Origin of the sequence: Streptomyces sp. NPDC015139 (assembly GCF_043079785.1) — a bacterium.
In the GTDB taxonomy this organism is placed as follows: Bacteria; Actinomycetota; Actinomycetes; order Streptomycetales; family Streptomycetaceae; genus Streptomyces; species Streptomyces albidocamelliae.
Window position 1 is genome coordinate 219,534 of sequence record NZ_JBIBUW010000005.1, and the last position, 17,231, is coordinate 236,764.

14 protein-coding genes are annotated in these 17,231 nt (G+C 71.3%); 8 read left to right on the plus strand and 6 right to left on the minus strand.

Annotation, left to right across the window (positions count from 1 at the left end):
* The first annotated feature begins 75 nt into the window (after positions 1 to 75).
* The 3 genes from ACF08B_RS15920 (at position 76) to ACF08B_RS15930 (ending at position 3,144) form a co-directional block, all read left to right on the plus strand.
* A complete protein-coding gene (locus tag ACF08B_RS15920) occupies positions 76 to 1,020 on the plus strand; it encodes an RluA family pseudouridine synthase (RefSeq protein ID WP_392317877.1) in 945 nt (314 codons plus the stop codon).
* Positions 1,017 to 1,484, plus strand: a complete 468-nt coding sequence (locus ACF08B_RS15925; protein WP_093478391.1) for a GNAT family N-acetyltransferase — start codon at positions 1,017 to 1,019, stop codon at positions 1,482 to 1,484. Before ACF08B_RS15920 ends, ACF08B_RS15925 begins: the two co-directional genes overlap by 4 nt.
* 73 nt (positions 1,485 to 1,557) lie before the next feature.
* Positions 1,558 to 3,144 (plus strand): Na+/H+ antiporter, encoded by a 1,587-nt coding sequence (locus tag ACF08B_RS15930; RefSeq protein ID WP_392317878.1) that lies wholly within the window; start codon positions 1,558 to 1,560, stop codon positions 3,142 to 3,144.
* A gap of 29 nt (positions 3,145 to 3,173) precedes the next feature.
* Here ACF08B_RS15930 and ACF08B_RS15935 read toward each other — a convergent pair whose 3' ends face one another.
* On the minus strand, positions 3,174 to 4,280 hold the full coding sequence (locus ACF08B_RS15935) for a mechanosensitive ion channel family protein (protein ID WP_392317879.1): 1,107 nt from the start codon (positions 4,278 to 4,280) through the stop codon (positions 3,174 to 3,176).
* 107 nt (positions 4,281 to 4,387) lie between these two features.
* Here ACF08B_RS15935 and ACF08B_RS15940 point away from each other — a divergent pair, with 107 nt between their 5' ends.
* Positions 4,388 to 4,960, plus strand: a complete 573-nt coding sequence (locus ACF08B_RS15940) for a dienelactone hydrolase family protein (RefSeq protein ID WP_093478396.1) — start codon at positions 4,388 to 4,390, stop codon at positions 4,958 to 4,960.
* A gap of 21 nt (positions 4,961 to 4,981) precedes the next feature.
* Here the strand turns inward: ACF08B_RS15940 and ACF08B_RS15945 are convergent, their stop codons facing one another.
* From ACF08B_RS15945 to ACF08B_RS15960, 4 genes are all read right to left on the minus strand, one after another.
* Positions 4,982 to 6,652, minus strand: coding sequence for an alkaline phosphatase D family protein (locus ACF08B_RS15945; protein ID WP_392317880.1), 1,671 nt, complete (start codon positions 6,650 to 6,652; stop codon positions 4,982 to 4,984).
* Between the two features lie 92 nt (positions 6,653 to 6,744).
* Positions 6,745 to 7,560, minus strand: coding sequence for a thioredoxin domain-containing protein (locus ACF08B_RS15950; RefSeq protein ID WP_392317881.1), 816 nt, complete (start codon positions 7,558 to 7,560; stop codon positions 6,745 to 6,747).
* Positions 7,561 to 7,693: 133 nt separating this feature from the next.
* Complete coding sequence (locus tag ACF08B_RS15955) at positions 7,694 to 8,380, minus strand: hypothetical protein (protein ID WP_392317882.1); 687 nt, start codon at positions 8,378 to 8,380, stop codon at positions 7,694 to 7,696.
* Between the two features lie 67 nt (positions 8,381 to 8,447).
* A complete protein-coding gene (locus ACF08B_RS15960) occupies positions 8,448 to 9,773 on the minus strand; it encodes a DUF2252 domain-containing protein (protein ID WP_093478401.1) in 1,326 nt (441 codons plus the stop codon).
* Positions 9,774 to 10,021: 248 nt separating this feature from the next.
* On the opposite strand from ACF08B_RS15960, the gene dnaE reads away from it, so the two are divergent.
* On the plus strand, positions 10,022 to 13,561 hold the full coding sequence (dnaE, locus tag ACF08B_RS15965) for a DNA polymerase III subunit alpha (RefSeq protein ID WP_392317883.1): 3,540 nt from the start codon (positions 10,022 to 10,024) through the stop codon (positions 13,559 to 13,561).
* 93 nt (positions 13,562 to 13,654) lie between these two features.
* Here dnaE and ACF08B_RS15970 read toward each other — a convergent pair whose 3' ends face one another.
* A complete protein-coding gene (locus tag ACF08B_RS15970) occupies positions 13,655 to 13,819 on the minus strand; it encodes a hypothetical protein (RefSeq protein ID WP_176985764.1) in 165 nt (54 codons plus the stop codon).
* A gap of 225 nt (positions 13,820 to 14,044) precedes the next feature.
* On the opposite strand from ACF08B_RS15970, the gene ACF08B_RS15975 reads away from it, so the two are divergent.
* From ACF08B_RS15975 to ACF08B_RS15985, 3 genes are all read left to right on the plus strand, one after another.
* Positions 14,045 to 15,268 carry an NYN domain-containing protein gene (locus tag ACF08B_RS15975; RefSeq protein ID WP_392317884.1) on the plus strand — a complete coding sequence of 408 codons (1,224 nt, stop codon included), beginning with the start codon at positions 14,045 to 14,047 and terminating at the stop codon, positions 15,266 to 15,268.
* A gap of 59 nt (positions 15,269 to 15,327) precedes the next feature.
* Positions 15,328 to 16,341: an ABC transporter ATP-binding protein gene (locus ACF08B_RS15980; RefSeq protein WP_392317885.1), complete on the plus strand. Its 1,014-nt coding sequence runs from the start codon at positions 15,328 to 15,330 to the stop codon at positions 16,339 to 16,341.
* 64 nt (positions 16,342 to 16,405) lie between these two features.
* Positions 16,406 to 17,227 (plus strand): ABC transporter permease, encoded by an 822-nt coding sequence (locus ACF08B_RS15985; RefSeq protein ID WP_392317886.1) that lies wholly within the window; start codon positions 16,406 to 16,408, stop codon positions 17,225 to 17,227.
* Positions 17,228 to 17,231: the final 4 nt, after the last annotated feature.

Sequence of the window (17,231 nt, forward strand, 5' to 3'; positions counted from 1 at the left end):
GCGCCGGCGGCTCCCGCGGCGGAGTTGTCCACAGGCCCGTGCGGGAGCGTCCGGCCGGTCCGGCATACTCGACGGGTGAGCACAGTTCCCGAGGTCCGTACCCTGCCCGTGCCCGACGGCCTGGAGGGCGAGCGCGTCGACGCCGCCATCTCCCGCATGTTCGGCTTCTCCCGCACGAAGGCGGCGGAGCTGGCCGCGGCCGGCAAGGTCCAGGTCGACGGCGCGGTGGTCGGCAAGTCCGAGCGGGTGCACGGCGGGGCCTGGCTCGAGGTCGAGATGCCGCAGGCGCCCGCGCCGGTCCAGGTGGTGGCCGAGCCGGTCGAGGGCATGGAGATCGTGCACGACGACGACGACGTGGTCGTGATCGTCAAGCCCGTGGGCGTGGCCGCACACCCGAGCCCCGGCTGGAGCGGACCGACCGTCATCGGCGGTCTCGCGGCCGCCGGGTACCGGATCTCCACCTCCGGCGCCGCCGAGCGCCAGGGCATCGTGCACCGCCTCGACGTCGGCACCTCCGGACTGATGGTGGTCGCCAAGTCGGAGCGTGCCTACACGTCGCTCAAGCGCCAGTTCAAGGAGCGCACGGTCGACAAGAAGTACCACACCCTGGTCCAGGGCCACCCGGACCCGACGAGCGGCACGATCGACGCCCCGATCGGCCGCCACCCGAACCACGACTACAAGTGGGCGGTCACCGCCGAGGGCAAGCCCTCCGTGACCCACTACGACCTCATCGAGGCCTTCCGCGCCGCCTCCCTGCTCGACGTGAAGCTGGAGACCGGCCGCACCCACCAGATCCGGGTCCACATGTCCGCCCACCGCCACCCCTGCGTCGGCGACCTCACCTACGGCGCCGACCCGACCCTCGCCAAGCGGCTGGGGCTGACCCGCCAGTGGCTGCACGCCGTCCGGCTGGGCTTCGAGCACCCCGGGGACGGCCAGTGGGTGGAGTTCGAGAGCGCCTACCCCGAGGACCTGGAGAAGGCCCTGGAGCAGGTCCGCGCGGAGACGTGGGCATGAGCGGCCCGTACACCCTGCGGGTCGCCGAGGACCCGGCCGACCGCGAGGCCTGCTTCGCGGTCCGCAAGGAGGTCTTCGTCGTCGAGCAGGGCGTCGACGAGGACATCGAGTACGACGCGTACGACGCCGTAGCGGTGCACGTCCTGGCGGTCCGCGCCGACGGCGTGCCGCTCGGCACCGGGCGGCTGCTGCACGGGGAGGCGGCGGCCGCGAAGACCGGCGGCGACCCGGCGGTGGGCTCCCTCGGGCGGCTGGCCGTCACCCAGGACGCGCGCGGGCTCGGGGTCGGCGCCGCCCTGGTGCGGGCCGTCGAGGACGCGGCCCGCGCGCGCGGCCTCGCCGCGGTGGACCTGCACGCCCAGACCCACGCCCTGGGCTTCTACGAGCGCCTCGGCTACGAGGCGTACGGCCCGGAGTTCCCCGACGCGGGCATACCGCACCGGGCGATGCGCCGCGCTCTGTAGAGCCACGCTTTCCCGCCGGGCGGATGGCAGGCTTGAGGCCTGCGTGTGATCGTCGACCCCCGGAGCGCCGGCCGTGGATCAGTTGGCTCTGTTGTTCGTCCTGCTGCTCGGGGCCCTGGTGAGCGTGCCGTTGGGAGACCGGCTGGGACTGCCGGCGCCCGTGCTGATGACGCTGTTCGGCGGGGCGCTGGCGGTGGCCGACTTCGTCCCCAACGTGAACATCCCGCCGGAGCTGATCCTGCCGGGTCTGCTGCCGCCGCTGCTCTACGCCGCGGTGCGCCGCACCTCCTGGCGGCAGTTCGCGGCCAACATCCGCCCGATCTTCCTGCTGGCCGTCGCCCTGGTGTTCGTGACGACGGTGTGCGTGGCGTTCGTCGCCAACGCGATCGTGCCCGGACTGCCGATCGCCGCGGCCGTCGCCCTCGGCGCGCTGATCGCCCCGCCCGACCCGGTCGCCGCGACGAGCGTCGCCGGACAGCTCGGGCTGCCGCGCCGCCTGGTGTCGATCCTGGAGGGCGAGGGGCTCTTCAACGACGTCACCGCCATCGTGCTGTACCACGTGGCGATCGCCGCCGCCGTGAGCGGCACCTTCTCACCCTGGCGGGCCGGTCTCGACCTCGTGCTGTCCGCCGTCGTCGCGCTGGCCGTGGGACTGGTGCTCGGCTGGGGCGCGAACAGGCTGATGGATCTGCTGGGGGACCCGACGCTCCAGATCGGCATGACCCTGCTGGTGCCGTACGCCTCCTACGTCCTCGCGGAGAAGCTGCACGGCTCCGGGGTGCTCGCCGTGCTCACCACGGCGCTGTTCCTCGCCGAGTACGCCACCGACGCCGACGACGTGATGACCCGGCTCGCCGGGCACACCTTCTGGGACATCATCGACACCCTCGTCACGGGCGTCGCCTTCGGGCTCATCGGCCTGGAGCTGCACAACGCGATCCGCACGGCAGCGGGCCGGTGGGGCGAGATGCTCGGCTGGGCCGCCGCGGTGGTGGGCGTGGTGGTCGTCGTACGGCTGCTGTGGCTGCTGCCCGCCACCTGGCTCACCAAGCGGCTGCACGCCCGCCGCGACTACGACGAGGAGATCCCGGTGAGCTGGCGGGAGACCGTCGTGATGTGGTGGTCCGGGATGCGCGGGGTGGCCTCCGTGGCGCTGGCGCTGGCCGTGCCGCTGGAGACGGACGCCGGGACGCCGTTCCCCGACCGGGACGAGATCATCTTCATCGCGTTCGGGGTGATCGTCGCCACCCTGGTGCTCCAGGGGCTGACCCTGCCGTGGCTGGTGAAGCGGCTCGGGGTGCAGGCGGACTCCGAGCGCGAGAAGGACTTCGAGAAGGAGCTCGCGGTGCGGGCCGCGAAGGCGGCCAAGCGCAGGCTGAAGGAGATCGAACAGGTGGAGGAGCTGCCCGAGGAGCTGTCCGAGCAGATGCTGCGGCGGGCCTTCGACATCGGCATCCGGATCAGCCCGGACATGGGGGAGGAGGAGCGCCGAGAGGCGCAGCACCAGCGGGCCAAGCGGATCAAGCGGGTGCGGCGCATCCAGAACGAGATGCTCAGCGCCGCCCGGCACGAGGTGCTGGCGGCGCGGAGCGAACCGGGGGCGGACCCGGAGATCGTGGACCGGGTGCTGCGCCATCTCGACGTACGCAGTCTGCGCTGAGGCCGGCCCGCCCCGGCGGGCGGTGCTCGTCAGCCGCGGCCCGTACGCGGGAAGTCGTACGCCTTGCGGAGCGAGGAGCTGTCCGGGGACGGGACCCGGTAGGGCGGCAGGACCGCGTCGGAGGTGTTGACCCGCGGCAGCGCGTACGGGTGCTCGGTGGACAGCCAGGTGATCATCTCCTCGCGGACCGCGACCCGCACCGTCCAGATGTCGTCGGCGTCCTTCGCGGTCACCAGTGCCCGCACCTGGATGCTGTTCGGGGTCGTGTCGGTCACCACGAGGTTGCAGGCGCGGCCGTCCCAGGCCGGGCACTGGCGCAGGATGTCCCGCAGCTTCTCGCGCATCGCCTCGACGGGTGCGCTGTGGTCCAGGTGCCAGTAGACGATGCCGGTCATCTGCGGGGTGCCGCGGGACCAGTTCTCGAACGGCTTGGACGTGAAGTACGACACCGGCATGGTGATCCGGCGCTCGTCCCAGGTGCGGACCGTCAGGAAGGTCAGGGTGATCTCCTCGACCGTGCCCCACTCGCCGTCCACGACGACCGTGTCGCCGATGCGCACCATGTCGCCGAAGGCGATCTGGAGCCCCGCGAACAGGTTCGACAGCGTCGACTGGGCGGCGACACCGGCCACGATGCCCAGGATGCCGGCGGAGGCCAGCAGTGAGGCACCGGCCGCGCGCATCGCCGGGAAGGTCAGCAGCATCGAGGCGATCGCCACGACGATGACGACCGCCGACACCACCCGCATGATCAGCTCGACCTGCGTGCGCACCCGGCGCACCCGGGCCACGTCCCGGTGGGCGCGCGCGTAGCGGCTGTAGGAGGTCTCCACGATCGCCGCGGCGATCCGGATGACGAGCCAGGCCGCGGAGCCGATCAGCACCAGGGTCAGCGTCCGGCCGATGCCGACGTGGTGGGCCTCCAGCACCTTCGTCTGGTCGTAGGAGCCTCTGAGCAGCGCGGCGCACAGGACGAGCTGGTAGGGGATGCGGGCGCGCCGCAGCAGCTGCCACAGCGGGGTCTCGGCGTTGCGCTCGTCGGCCTTGCGCAGCAGCAGGTCGGTGGCCCAGCCGATGGCCACCGTGAGCAGCACCGAGCCGCCGAGCACGATCAAGGGACGGAGTACGTTCTCCATGCCTCCGCGCCTAACCGGTCTCGCGGGCTCATGAACATGTGAGTTGCGGCACGGCCCGGGCAGGGCCGCGCTGGGGCCGGGCCGATCCCGGCTGGCACCATGGCCTCATGAACATCATGCTCTTTCACTCGACCTACGGCCTGCGGCCCGCGGTGCGCGAGGCCGCGGACCGGCTGCGCGCGGCCGGCCACGAGGTGTGGACGCCGGACCTCTTCGAGGGACGCACGTTCGACACCGTCGAGGAGGGCATGGCGTACAACGACGAGCTGGGAAAGGAGGAGCTGCTCAAGCGGGCGGTGCTGGCGGCGGCGCCGTACTCGGACCGGGGCCTGGTCTACGCCGGGTTCTCGCTCGGCGCCTCCATCGCCCAGACCCTCGCCCTCGGCGACGACAAGGCGCGCGGGCTGCTGCTCCTGCACGGCACCTCGGACATCGCGCCGAACGCGGAGGCGGACGGGCTGCCGGTGCAACTGCACGTGGCCGAGCCGGACCCGTTCGAGACGGACGACTGGCTGAGCGCCTGGTACCTGCAGATGGGGCGGGTGGGCGCCGACGTCGAGATCTACCGCTACGCCGGGGCCGGCCACCTCTACACCGACCCCGAGCTGCCGGACTACGACGCGGAGGCCGCCGAGGCCACCTGGCGGGTGGCGCTCGGCTTCCTCGAGTCGCTGGGCTGAGCGGGACGCTCCGGTGGGCGCCTACACCGGGTCGTAGGTCCGCTCGATCTTCTGCGTGCCGCTGCGGGTGCGGTACGAGCGCGTCCAGCTGGACGTGGCGTCCGGGCTGGTGCGGTCGGACAGGACGTAGTAGTCCATCTGCGCGCGGTCCGCGGTGATGTCCAGGACGCCGTAGCCGTGCCGGTCGGTGTCCACCCAGTGGACGTGCCGGTTGGCGGCCTTGATGACCGGCGAGGCGATCGCGGAGACCGTGCCCTCGGGGACCTTCACGATGTCGTCGAGGTTGTCGGAGGTCACCGAGGTGATCACGAACTCGGTGGCCGCCGACGCCGACAGCGGGTAGGTGCCCGCGTCCACCGGCACGTCGTTGGCCCACGCCATGTGGATGTCACCGGTCAGGAAGACCGTGTTGCCGATGGCGTTGGAGCGCAGGTGGGCCAGCAGCTCGCGGCGGTCGTCGGTGTAGCCGTCCCACTGGTCGGTGTTGGCCGCGATGCCCTCCTGCGGCAGCCCGAGCAGCTTGGCGAGCGGCTTGAACAGGTCGGCGGAGAGCGAGCCGAAGGAGAACGGCGAGATCATCACGGAGTTGCCGACGAGCCGCCACTTGGTGTCGGACGCCTTCAGCCCGGCCTTCAGCCAGTCGAGCTGGGCCCGCCCGGTGATCGTGCGGTCCGGGTCGTCCACCGAACCGCTGGCCGTGCCGGCCTGCTGGGAACGGAACGAGCGCAGGTCCAGCAGGGACAGGTCGGCGAGCTTGCCGAAGCGCAGCCGGCGGTAGGTGGTGCCGGCGATCGCGGGACGGACCGGCATCCACTCGAAGTAGGCCTGCTTCGCGGCGGCCTGACGGGACGTCCAGGTGCCCTCCGCACCCTCGGTGTGGTTGACCGCGCCGCCCGACCAGGCGTTGTCGGCGAACTCGTGGTCGTCCCAGATCGCGACGACCGGCGCCTTCAGGTGCAGCGCCTGGAGGTCGGGGTCGGTCTTGTACTTGGCGTGCCGGGTCCGGTAGTCGGCGAGGGTGAGGATCTCGTTCGCCGGGGCGTGCGGGCGTACGACCTTGCCGCGGGCCGCGTACTCGCCGGACTTGTACTCGTAGATGTAGTCGCCGAGGTGCAGCCAGGCGTCCAGGTCGTTGCGGGCGGCGAGGTGGCGGTAGGCGGAGAAGTAGCCCGCCTCCCAGTTGGCGCAGGAGACCACGCCGAAGCGCAGGGAGGAGACGGCCGCGTCCGCCGCCGGCGCGGTGCGGGTGCGCGCCACCGGGGAGTCGGTGCCGCCGGCGGTGAAGCGGAACCAGTAGTCGGTGGCCGGGTCCAGACCGCGGATGTCGGCCTTGACCGTGTGGTCGGAGGCGGCCGTCGCGGTGGTGGAGCCCCTGGCGACGACGGTCGTCAGCGCCTTGTCCTTGGCGACGACCCAGCTGACCTGGGTGTCCGGGCCGACGCCCGAGCCGGGTATCGCGTCCGGGGTGGGGGTCACACGGGTCCACAGCAGGACGCCGTCGGGCAGTGGGTCGCCGGAGGCGACGCCGTGCAGGAAGGCGGGGGCGTCCGTGGCGGCGCGGGCCGGGAGCGCGGCGGCCAGCGGTCCTGCCAGGACAGCAGTCGCCGCCGCGGCCTTGACGACCGTACGGCGGCGGGGCGAAGAGGAGTTGAGGCCCTGGGACGCCTCGGATGATCTGTATCGACTGGTCACGACCGATCAGGTTACTGATCGGTATGCGCCAGAGTGGGCGAACGTCGAATGTTCGCCCACTCTTCACGTCGAGGCCCGTTGGTGAGGAGCCGTCAGCCCTTGAGGGCCGCGCCCACCACCCGGTTGAAGTCGGCCACCGTCAGCAGCGGGGTGCCCTGGCTGTCGGCGGTGAGCTTCTTGCCGTCCATGACGAAGCCCGGAGTGCCGGTGACACCGTCCTTGTTGGTGTCGAAGGTCTTCGACATGGCCATCGCCCAGGCGTCGTAGGTGCCCTTCTTCACGGCGTCGTCGAACTTGGCGTTGTTCTTCAGCGCCGGGACGGTGTCGGCGATCTTGATGAGGTAGTCGTCGTCCTTGAACTTGTCGTCCGCCTCCTGCGGGTGGAACTTCGTGGAGTACAGCGCGCTCTTGTACTCGAGGAAGGCTTCCGGGGAGACGTTCAGCGCGGCACCGAGGGAGCTCAGCGCGTCCTTGGAGCCCTCGCCTTCGCCGCGGTCCAGGAACGTGGCGCCGATGAACTGCATCTTGAACTTGCCGTCGTCGAGGTCCTTCTTCACCGTGGTGCCCACGGTCTGCTCGAACTGGGCGCAGACCGGGCAGCGCGGGTCCTCGTAGACCTTCAGGGTCTTCTTGGCGGTGTCCTTTCCTATGACGACCGTCGTGCCGTCCGTGCCCGAGGTGTTGGCCGGAGCGGTGACCTTGGCGTCCTTCAGACCCTCCCAGTAACCGGGCTTGTTCATCTGGACGACGGCGTAGCCGATGCCGCCGGCCGCGGCCAGCACGGCCACCACCGAGGCGGCCACGACGACCTGCCGCCTGGCCTTGTCCCGCTTGGCCTGCCGCTCGCGCTCCTCGCGCAGCCGCTCCCGGGCCGCCGTCTTCGCCGTCTGGCTGTTCCGCTTGCTCATCTTGGTGATCTCCATGTGGGACGCGCACGTGCCGTACGCGGATACGTGTGGGGGACTGGTCGTGCTCAGCGGCCGTCGCCCGCGGCGGAGCCGTTCGGCTCGCCGGGCCGGCCACGAGGGACGCGGTCCTCGCTCAGGCGAGGGCGGCGACGGGCGAGCACGGAGGTCCACGCCGTCCCAGGGAGTGCACGAGAAGCCGGTCGCGGGCGGTGCCGCGGCGCGGGGCCGGGCGGGGCAGCCGGCGCACCGGCGCCGGCCGCACGGTGACCGCGGCCACCGCCAGCAGCAGCGGCCGGAAGGTAGTGGCGGCGACCGCGCGCAGCAGCTGCGTCAGCGCCCGCTCGCCCCGGCGCAGCCAGGCGGCGGCGAGCAGGCCCACACCGACGTGCGCGGCGAGCAGCAGCCAGGCGGCGGCGGGGCTGGCGTGGGAGAGCAGCGCGGCCGCCCGGTCCGGGCCGCCGGCCACCTGCGCCAGCGGGGTGCCCACCCGCCCCTCGCACAGCACGTCCAGACCGAACGCGTGCAGCGGGCCGGCGATCGGGCCGCCGGCCCGGCCGTAGCAGGCGTCCTGGCCGGTGGTGAACACCGTGTCGGCGGCCAGCTCCAGCGGGACGAGCAGGGCCGCGATCCGGCCGAAGCCGCGCTCGCGGCCCGCCAGTGCGTACGCGGTGACGAACACCCCGGCGGCGACCGCGGTCACGGTCGCCACCGGCAGCGGGGCCCGGGACAGCAGCACGTGCGACGCGGTGCTGAGCGTCACGGCGAAGGCCGTGAACAGCGCCGCGCGCACGGCTCTGAGCTGGGTCCCGGAAATGTCCATAGCGAGAGGAGAGTGTGTCACGTACGCGAGTAAGGGACCCTTAAAGGGTGCCTGTGCGTACGGGACGTCACAGCCCCGGGATCCGGCCGTTGCGGAACAGGTCGAGGAAGATCTGGTGGTCGGCCCGCGCGCGTGCGCCGTACCCGTGCGCGAAGTCCACCAGGAGCGGCGCGAAGCCCTCCTCGTCGGCCGCGAGCGCCGCGTCGATGGCCCGCTCGGTGGAGAACGGGACCAGGGACTCGCCGGACTGGTCGTCGGCCGCCGCGTGCATGGTGGCGGTGGCCCGGCCCAGGTCGGCGACCACGGCCGCGATCTCCTCCGGGTCGTCGATGTCGCCCCAGTCCAGGTCGACCGCGTACGGCGAGACCTCGGCGACCAGCTGGCCGGTGCCGTCCAGTTCGGTCCAGCCGAGCCACGGGTCGGCGTGCGCCTGCAGGGCGCGTTGGGAGATCACCGTGCGGTGGCCCTCGTGCTGGAAGTACTCCGCGATCGCCGGGTCCGTGATGTGCCGGGAGACGGCCGGGGTCTGGGCCTGCTTGATGTAGATCACCACGTCGTTCTCGAGGGCGTCGCTGTGGCCCTCCAGCAGGATGTTGTACGATGGCAGGCCCGCCGAGCCGATGCCGATGCCCCGGCGGCCGACGACGTCCTTCACGCGGTACGAGTCCGGGCGGGCCAGCGAGGAGTCCGGCAGCGTCTCCAGGTAGCCGTCGAAGGCCGCCAGGACCTTGTAGCGGGTGGCGGCGTCCAGCTCGATGGCACCGCCGCCCGAGGCGAAGCGGCGCTCGAAGTCGCGGATCTCGGTCATCGAGTCCAGCAGCCCGAAGCGGGTGAGGGAGCGGGCGTCACGCAGCGCGTCCAGCAGCGGACCCTGCGCGGTGTCCAGCGTGAAGGGCGGCACCTCGTCCCGCTTGGCACCCGTGGCCAGGGCGTGGACGCGCTCGCGGTAGGCGGCCGCGTAGACCGTCACCAGCTCGGTGATCTGCTCGTCGCTGAGCGCCTTCGCGTACCCGACGAGCGCGATCGAGGCCGAGAAGCGCTTCAGGTCCCAGGTGAAGGGGCCGACGAAGGCCTCGTCGAAGTCGTTGACGTTGAAGACCAGGCGGCCGTTGGAGTCCATGTACGTGCCGAAGTTCTCGGCGTGCAGGTCGCCGTGGATCCACACGCGCGAGGTGCGGTCGTCCAGGTACGGTCCGCCGCGCTTCTCGGCGTCGAGGTCGTGGTAGAAGAGGCACGCCGTGCCCCGGTAGAACGCGAACGCGGAGGCCGCCATCTTGCGGAACTTCACCCGGAACGCGGCCGGGTCGGCGGCCAGGAGCCGGCCGAAGGCGGTGTCGAAGACGGCGAGGATCTCCTCGCCGCGCTGCTCGTCGTTGAGCTGGGGGACCGACATCGCGGGGTGCCTCCTGGTGCAGGACGGGTGGTGCGTGAATGTGCAGGTACGGGTCGGACGGCGCTTCCGCCGTCTCCAACGGGCGACGCCACGCGGGAGTGCCCGGTTCCCGCATGAAGGTACGCGGGGAAGGCCCGCGCGTGTCAGTACCGGGGCATAGACTTCGACGCTGTCCCCCAGACTGTCCGCAGTCGGTCCGCAGCCGGTCGGAAGATCGTCGACGCCCGTTTTCCTTGGAGGCCGAAACCGTGTCGAAGCCGCCGTTCACGCACCTGCACGTCCACACCCAGTACTCGCTGCTGGACGGTGCCGCGCGGCTGAAGGACATGTTCGACGCCTGCAACGAGATGGGCATGACGCACATCGCGATGTCCGACCACGGCAACCTGCACGGGGCGTACGACTTCTTCCACACCGCGAAGAAGGCCGGAATCACCCCGATCATCGGGATCGAGGCGTACGTCGCCCCCGAGTCCCGGCGCAACAAGCGCAAGATCCTCTGGGGCCAGCCGCACCAGAAGCGGGACGACATCTCCGGCTCCGGCGGCTACACCCACAAGACGATGTGGGCCGTGAACCGGACCGGGCTGCACAACATCTTCCGCCTCTCCTCCGACGCCTACGCCGAGGGCTGGCTGCAGAAGTGGCCCCGGATGGACAAGGAGACCATCGCCCAGTGGTCCGAGGGCGTCGTGGCCTCCACCGGCTGCCCCTCCGGCGAGGTGCAGACCCGGCTGCGCCTCGGGCACTTCGACGAGGCCCTGAAGGCGGCCTCCGAGTACCAGGACATCTTCGGCAAGGACAAGTACTTCCTGGAGCTGATGGACCACGGCATCGAGATCGAGCGCCGGGTCCGCGACGGCCTGCTGGACATCGGCCGGAAGCTGGGCATCCCCCCGCTGGTCACCAACGACTCGCACTACACGTACGCGCACGAGGCGGGGGCGCACGACGCCCTGCTGTGCATCCAGACCGGCAAGAACCTCTCCGACCCGGACCGCTTCAAGTTCGACGGCACCGGCTACTACCTGAAGTCCACGGACGAGATGTACGCCATCGACTCCTCGGACGCCTGGCAGGAGGGCTGCGCCAACACGCTCCTCGTCGCCGAGATGGTCGACACCACCGGCATGTTCGAGGCCAAGAACCTCATGCCGAGGTTCGACATCCCCGACGGGTACACCGAGGTGACCTGGTTCAAGGAGGAGGTCCGCCGCGGGATGGAGCGCCGCTTCCCGGGCGGCATCCCCGACGACCGCCAGAAGCAGGCCGAGTACGAGATGGACGTCATCATCCAGATGGGGTTCCCGGGCTACTTCCTCGTCGTCGCCGACTTCATCATGTGGGCCAAGAACAACGGCATCGCGGTCGGCCCGGGCCGAGGCTCCGCGGCCGGTTCGATCGTCGCCTACGCCATGGGCATCACCGACCTCGACCCGATCCCGCACGGCCTGATCTTCGAGCGCTTCCTCAACCCCGAGCGCGTCTCCATGCCCGACGTCGACATCGACTTCGACGAGCGCCGGCGCGTCGAGGTCATCAGGTACGTGACGGAGAAGTACGGCGCCGACAAGGTCGCCATGATCGGCACGTACGGCAAGATCAAGGCCAAGAACGCGATCAAGGACTCCGCGCGCGTGCTGGGCTACCCGTACGCCATGGGCGACCGGCTCACCAAGGCGATGCCCGCCGACGTCCTCGGCAAGGGCATCGACCTGAACGGCATCACCGACCCCTCGCACCCGCGCTACGGCGAGGCGGGCGAGATCCGCGGGATGTACGAGAACGAGCCGGACGTGAAGAAGGTCATCGACACCGCCAAGGGCGTCGAGGGCCTCGTCCGGCAGATGGGTGTGCACGCGGCCGGCGTGATCATGTCCAGCGAGACCATCACCGAGCACGTCCCGGTGTGGGTGCGCCACACCGACGGGGTGACCATCACGCAGTGGGACTACCCGAGCTGTGAGTCGCTCGGCCTGCTGAAGATGGACTTCCTCGGCCTGCGCAACCTCACGATCATGGACGACGCCGTCAAGATGGTGAAGTCCAACAAGGACGTCGACATCGATCTGCTGAGCCTCCCGCTCGACGATCCGACGACCTTCGAACTGCTCCAGCGCGGCGACACCCTCGGCGTCTTCCAGTTCGACGGCGGCCCCATGCGCTCGCTGCTGCGCCTGATGAAGCCCGACAACTTCGAAGACATCTCCGCCGTGTCGGCGCTCTACCGGCCGGGTCCGATGGGCATGGACTCGCACACCAACTACGCGCTGCGCAAGAACAAGCTCCAGGAGATCACCCCGATCCACAAGGAGCTGGAGGAGCCCCTCGAAGAGGTCCTGGCCGTCACCTACGGCCTGATCGTCTACCAGGAGCAGGTGCAGAAGGCCGCGCAGATCATCGCGGGCTACTCGCTCGGCGAGGCCGACATCCTCCGCCGCGTGATGGGCAAGAAGAAGCCCGAGGAACTGGCGAAGAACTTCGTCCTGTTCCAGGACGGCGCCCGGAAGAAGGGGTACAGCGACGAGGCGATCCAGGCCCTGTGGGACGTCCTGGTCCCGTTCGCCGGCTACGCCTTCAACAAGGCCCACTCGGCCGCGTACGGCCTGGTGTCGTACTGGACCGCCTATCTGAAGGCGAACTACCCCGCCGAGTACATGGCCGCGCTCCTGACCTCGGTCAAGGACGACAAGGACAAGTCGGCGATCTACCTCAACGAGTGCCGCCGCATGGGCATCAAGGTGCTCCCGCCCAACGTCAACGAGTCGGTGCACAACTTCGCCGCCCAGGGCGACGACGTGATCCTCTTCGGCCTGGAGGCCGTGCGCAACGTCGGCACCAACGTGGTCGAGTCGATCATCAACAGCCGCAAGGCCAAGGGCAAGTACGCCTCCTTCCCCGACTACCTCGACAAGGTCGAGGCGGTCGCGTGCAACAAGCGCACCACGGAGTCGCTGATCAAGGCCGGGGCGTTCGACACCCTGGGCCACACCCGCAAGGGGCTCACGGCCCAGTACGAACCGATGATCGACAACGTGGTCGCGGTCAAGCGCAAGGAGGCCGAGGGGCAGTTCGACCTCTTCGGCGGCATGGGCGAGGAGACCAGCAGCGAGCCCGGCTTCGGCCTCGACGTGCAGTTCACCGACGAGGAGTGGGACAAGACCTATCTGCTCGCCCAGGAGCGCGAGATGCTCGGCCTCTACGTCTCCGACCACCCGCTCTTCGGCCTGGAGCACGTGCTGTCGGACAAGGCCGACGCGGGCATCGCCCAGCTCACCGGCGGTGAGCACTCCGACGGCGCGGTCGTCACCATCGGCGGCATCATCTCGGGCCTCCAGCGCAAGATGACCAAGCAGGGCAACGCCTGGGCGATCGCCACCGTGGAGGACCTCGCCGGCTCCATCGAGTGCATGTTCTTCCCGGCCACCTACCAGCTGGTGTCCACGCAACTCGTCGAGGACGCCGTGGTGTTCGTCAAGGGCCGCCTCGACAAGCGGGAGGACGTGCCCCGCCTCGTCGCCATGGAGCTGATGGTCCCGGACCTGTCCAACGCGGGCACCAACGCCCCCGTGGTCCTCACCATCCCGGCGGTGAAGGTCACTCCGCCGATGGTCAGCCGCCTCGGCGAGATCCTCAGCCACCACAAGGGCGACAGCGAGGTCCGGATCAAGCTCCAGGGCCCGCGCAAGACCACCGTGCTGCGCCTGGACCGGCACCGGGTCAAGCCGGATCCGGCCCTGTTCGGCGACTTGAAGGTGCTGCTCGGCCCGTCCTGCCTGGCGGGCTGAACGGCCCGGCGGTCCGTCCCGGACGCCGCGGCACGCGAAGGGGCGCACCCACAACGGGTGCGCCCCTCTGCGTGCCTGGGCTTCAACCGCCCTTTAGTTGTGGCCGAATCGCTTCTGCTGCTTACGTGCAACATCCGCGGGGCTGCCCTGGATGTGCGACACCGGCTCGTGCTCCTCGGCCGTAGGACGCTGTGCGTGCTCGGTCTGCTGAGCGCGGTTCTGCGGGCCAGCCTGCTTGCGGTTCTTGTTCTTGGCCATGGTGATCTGCCTCCTGTGGGGGATCTAGGGGCCAGGGCCGGCTTCAGATTCACATACGCTGACATCAGGCGCATGTCGGATAATTACCGTGTGTGACAGGGCAGGTGGGCGAGCGAGGACCGCAAACGCCACGCCGAAGATCGAGTTCGGGCCGTTAACCCCCGCGCCGTCGGGCAGACTCGAAGGAAGTCCGAAGCAAAGCCTCCCGGGAAGAGGGTGAGTCGCGTGGACCGCTGCATCGTCCTGGTGGACGCCGGGTATCTGCTGGGTGCCGCCGCCAGCCTCCTCGCCGGCGAGCCCTCGCGGTCCCGGATCACCGTCGACCACACCGCACTGATCCAGGCCCTGCGCGTGCGCGCGGAGTCCGAGACCGAGCGGCCCCTGCTGCGCATCTACTGGTTCGACGGCGCCCCCGACCGGGTCCCCCAGCCGGAGCACCGCCGGCTGCGCGTGATGCCCCGGGTGACCGTCCGCCTCGGCGCCCTCACCCGCAGTGACGGACGCTGGGCCCAGAAGGGCGTGGACGCCGCCATGCACGCCGAACTGACCGAGCTGGCCCGCAACCGCGCCTGCTCCGACGTCGTCCTGGTCACCGGCGACGGCGATCTGCTGCCCGGCATGATGGCCGCCAAGGAGCACGGCGTCGCCGTCCACCTGTGGGCCGTCCAGGCCGCCGACGGCGACTACAACCAGTCCGAGGACCTGGTCGCCGAGGCCGACGAGCGGCGCGTGCTGGACCGGGCCTGGATCACCCAGGCCGTCCGCGCCAAGGAGCTGACCGGCGTCTGCGCGCCGCCGCCCGTGCCGCGCCCGGAGATCGCCGCGATCCTCTCCGCCCCGCTGCCCGAGTCCGCGCTCGCCGCCGCGGCCGACCGGACCGCCGAGCAGGTCCCGCACCCGCCGGCCGCCACCGCCGCCGAGAACGGCGTCCAGGAGCGGGTTCCCGCCCCCAAGGGCGTCCCCACCCCCAAGGACCTCGCCGCGCTGCGCGCACCCGGCACCCAGCCCGCCCAGGCCCCCACCACCGCGACCCTGCGCTGGTCCTCCGACAAGGGCTGGGTGGACCGGCCCGGCGCGGTGCCCGAGCCGCCCGAGGTCGCCTCCATGCCGACGCTCGCCCAGCTCACCACCGCCGAGCAGCGCTGGGCCGACCGCGAGGAGGACATCACGACCGTCGGCGGCGACCCGTACGAGGTCGGGCAGGTCTTCGCCCGCCGCTGGATCTCCCGCCTCGGCGACCAGGGGCAGCTGCAGAAGCTGTCGCAGATGTACCCGCGGGTCCCGCACCGCATCGACGGGGAGCTGCTGCGGTACGCGGCCCGGTTCGGTCTGCTCGCCCACAAGGACGACCAGATCGACGAGCACGACCGCTACGCCATCCGGGCCGGCTTCTGGCGCGAGATCGACGTCCCGGCGGCCGGGGAACAGCACGCGCCCGCCGTCGACTGAAACCCCCGCGGCCGCCCCGGGGACGAGTGAGGGCCCCGGACCCCTTAGGCTCGTCCCTTGTGAGTACGCGCGCGGGACAGGACCTCCGGGACGACGAGGTCGTACGCGTGCGCGGGCTCAGCAAGACCTATCCGGCCGTCCGGGGGCGGCGCGGCGCGCCCGGCATCCCCGAGGTGCGGGCCACCGACGCGGTCGAACTGGACGTGCGCCGCGGCGAGGTGTTCGGACTGCTCGGGCCGAACGGCGCCGGCAAGTCCACCCTCGTACGGCAGCTGACCGGCCTGCTGCGGCCGGACGCCGGCCAGGTGGAGATCCTCGGCCACGACGTCGTACGGCACCCGGAGCGGGCCGCGCGGATCCTCGCCTACCTGGGCCAGGAGTCCACCGCCCTGGACGAGCTGACCGTCTCCCTGGCCGCCGAGACCACCGGACGCCTGCGCGGCCTGGAGGTACGGCGGGCGCGGGCCGAACGGGACGCCGTCCTGGAGGAGCTGGGGCTCACCCCGATCGCGGGACGGCCGCTGAAGAAGCTCTCCGGCGGGCAGCGGCGCCTCGCCTGCTTCGCCACCGCCCTGGTCGGGGAGCGGCCGCTGCTCGTGCTCGACGAGCCGACCACCGGGATGGATCCGGTGGCCCGGCGCGCGGTCTGGGCGGCCGTGGACCGGCGGCGCGCGGAACGCGGTACGACCGTCGTGCTGGTGACCCACAACGTCATCGAGGCCGAGACCGTGCTCGACCGGGTCGCCGTGCTCGACGAGGGACGGGTCATCGCCTGCGACACCCCGGCGGGGCTCAAGGAGCGGGTCGCCGACGAGGTGCGGGTCGAGCTGGTGTGGCGCGAGCACGCGCCGCTGGAGGTGCCCGAGGTCGCCGTCCTGCGCGAGCGGGCCGTGGAGTCCGGTCGGCGCTGGACGCTCCGGCTCGCGCCCGAGGAGGCACGCGCCGCGGTCGCCACGGTGACCGGTGGGGCGGCCTTCGCCGCGCTGGACGACTTCACGCTCGCCACGCCCAGCCTGGAGGACGTCTACCTGGAGCTGGGCGGCGCCGCCCGGCAGGGGCTGGTGAAGACGTGAGCGCGCGGGGCGCCGGATGCGCAGCGATGTGCGCGACCGCCGTACGGAAGAGGAGCAGCTCGTCGTGAGTGCCGTACCCGCCGAGGTTCTGCCGGGCGGTGCCCGGGCCGTGCCGGAGACGGCGCGCGGCGCTGCCGAGCTCGGTCCGGCCGCCCGGCTGTGGCCGTCGCTGGTGGCCGTCTACCGGGCGCAGCTGTCCCGGGCCCGGGTGGCCCGCATCCCGCTGCTGTTCGTGGCCACCTTCCAGTCCGTCGGCATCACGGTGATGATGCGGGGTGTCGTCGACAGCGGCGGTGAGGCCCAGTTCGTGGTGGCGGGCTCGTCCGTGCTCGTCGTCGCGTACGTGGCGCTGAACCTGCTGTCGCAGTACTTCGGGCAGCTGCGGGCCAGCGGCGGGCTCGACCACTACGCCACCCTGCCGGTGCCGCCGGCCGCGGTGGTGCTGGGCGCGGCGGCGGCGTACGCCTCCTTCACCGTGCCGGGGACCCTGGTGACCGCCGTCTTCGGTTGCGTGCTGTTCGGGCTGCCGCTGGCCAACCTGTGGATCCTGGTGGCCGTGATCCCGCTCGCCGGGGCCGCGCTCGCCGGTCTCGGCGCCGCCTGCGGGCTGCTCGCGCCCCGGCCGGAACTGGCCACGCTGCTCGGACAGCTGGGCATGTCGGCGGCGCTGCTGCTGGGTGTGCTGCCGGCCGACCGGATGCCGGAGATCGTCCGGCTGGCCCGTGATCTGCTGCCGTCGACCTATGGCGTGGAGGCGTACGCGCGGACCTTCGGGGCACACCCGGACTGGGCCGTCGTCCTGGTTGACCTGGGGGTGTGCGCGGGTGTCGGAGTGGTCTCGCTGGCCGTGGCGACCTGGGCGTACCGCAGGGCCGCCGTCCGGTGACGCG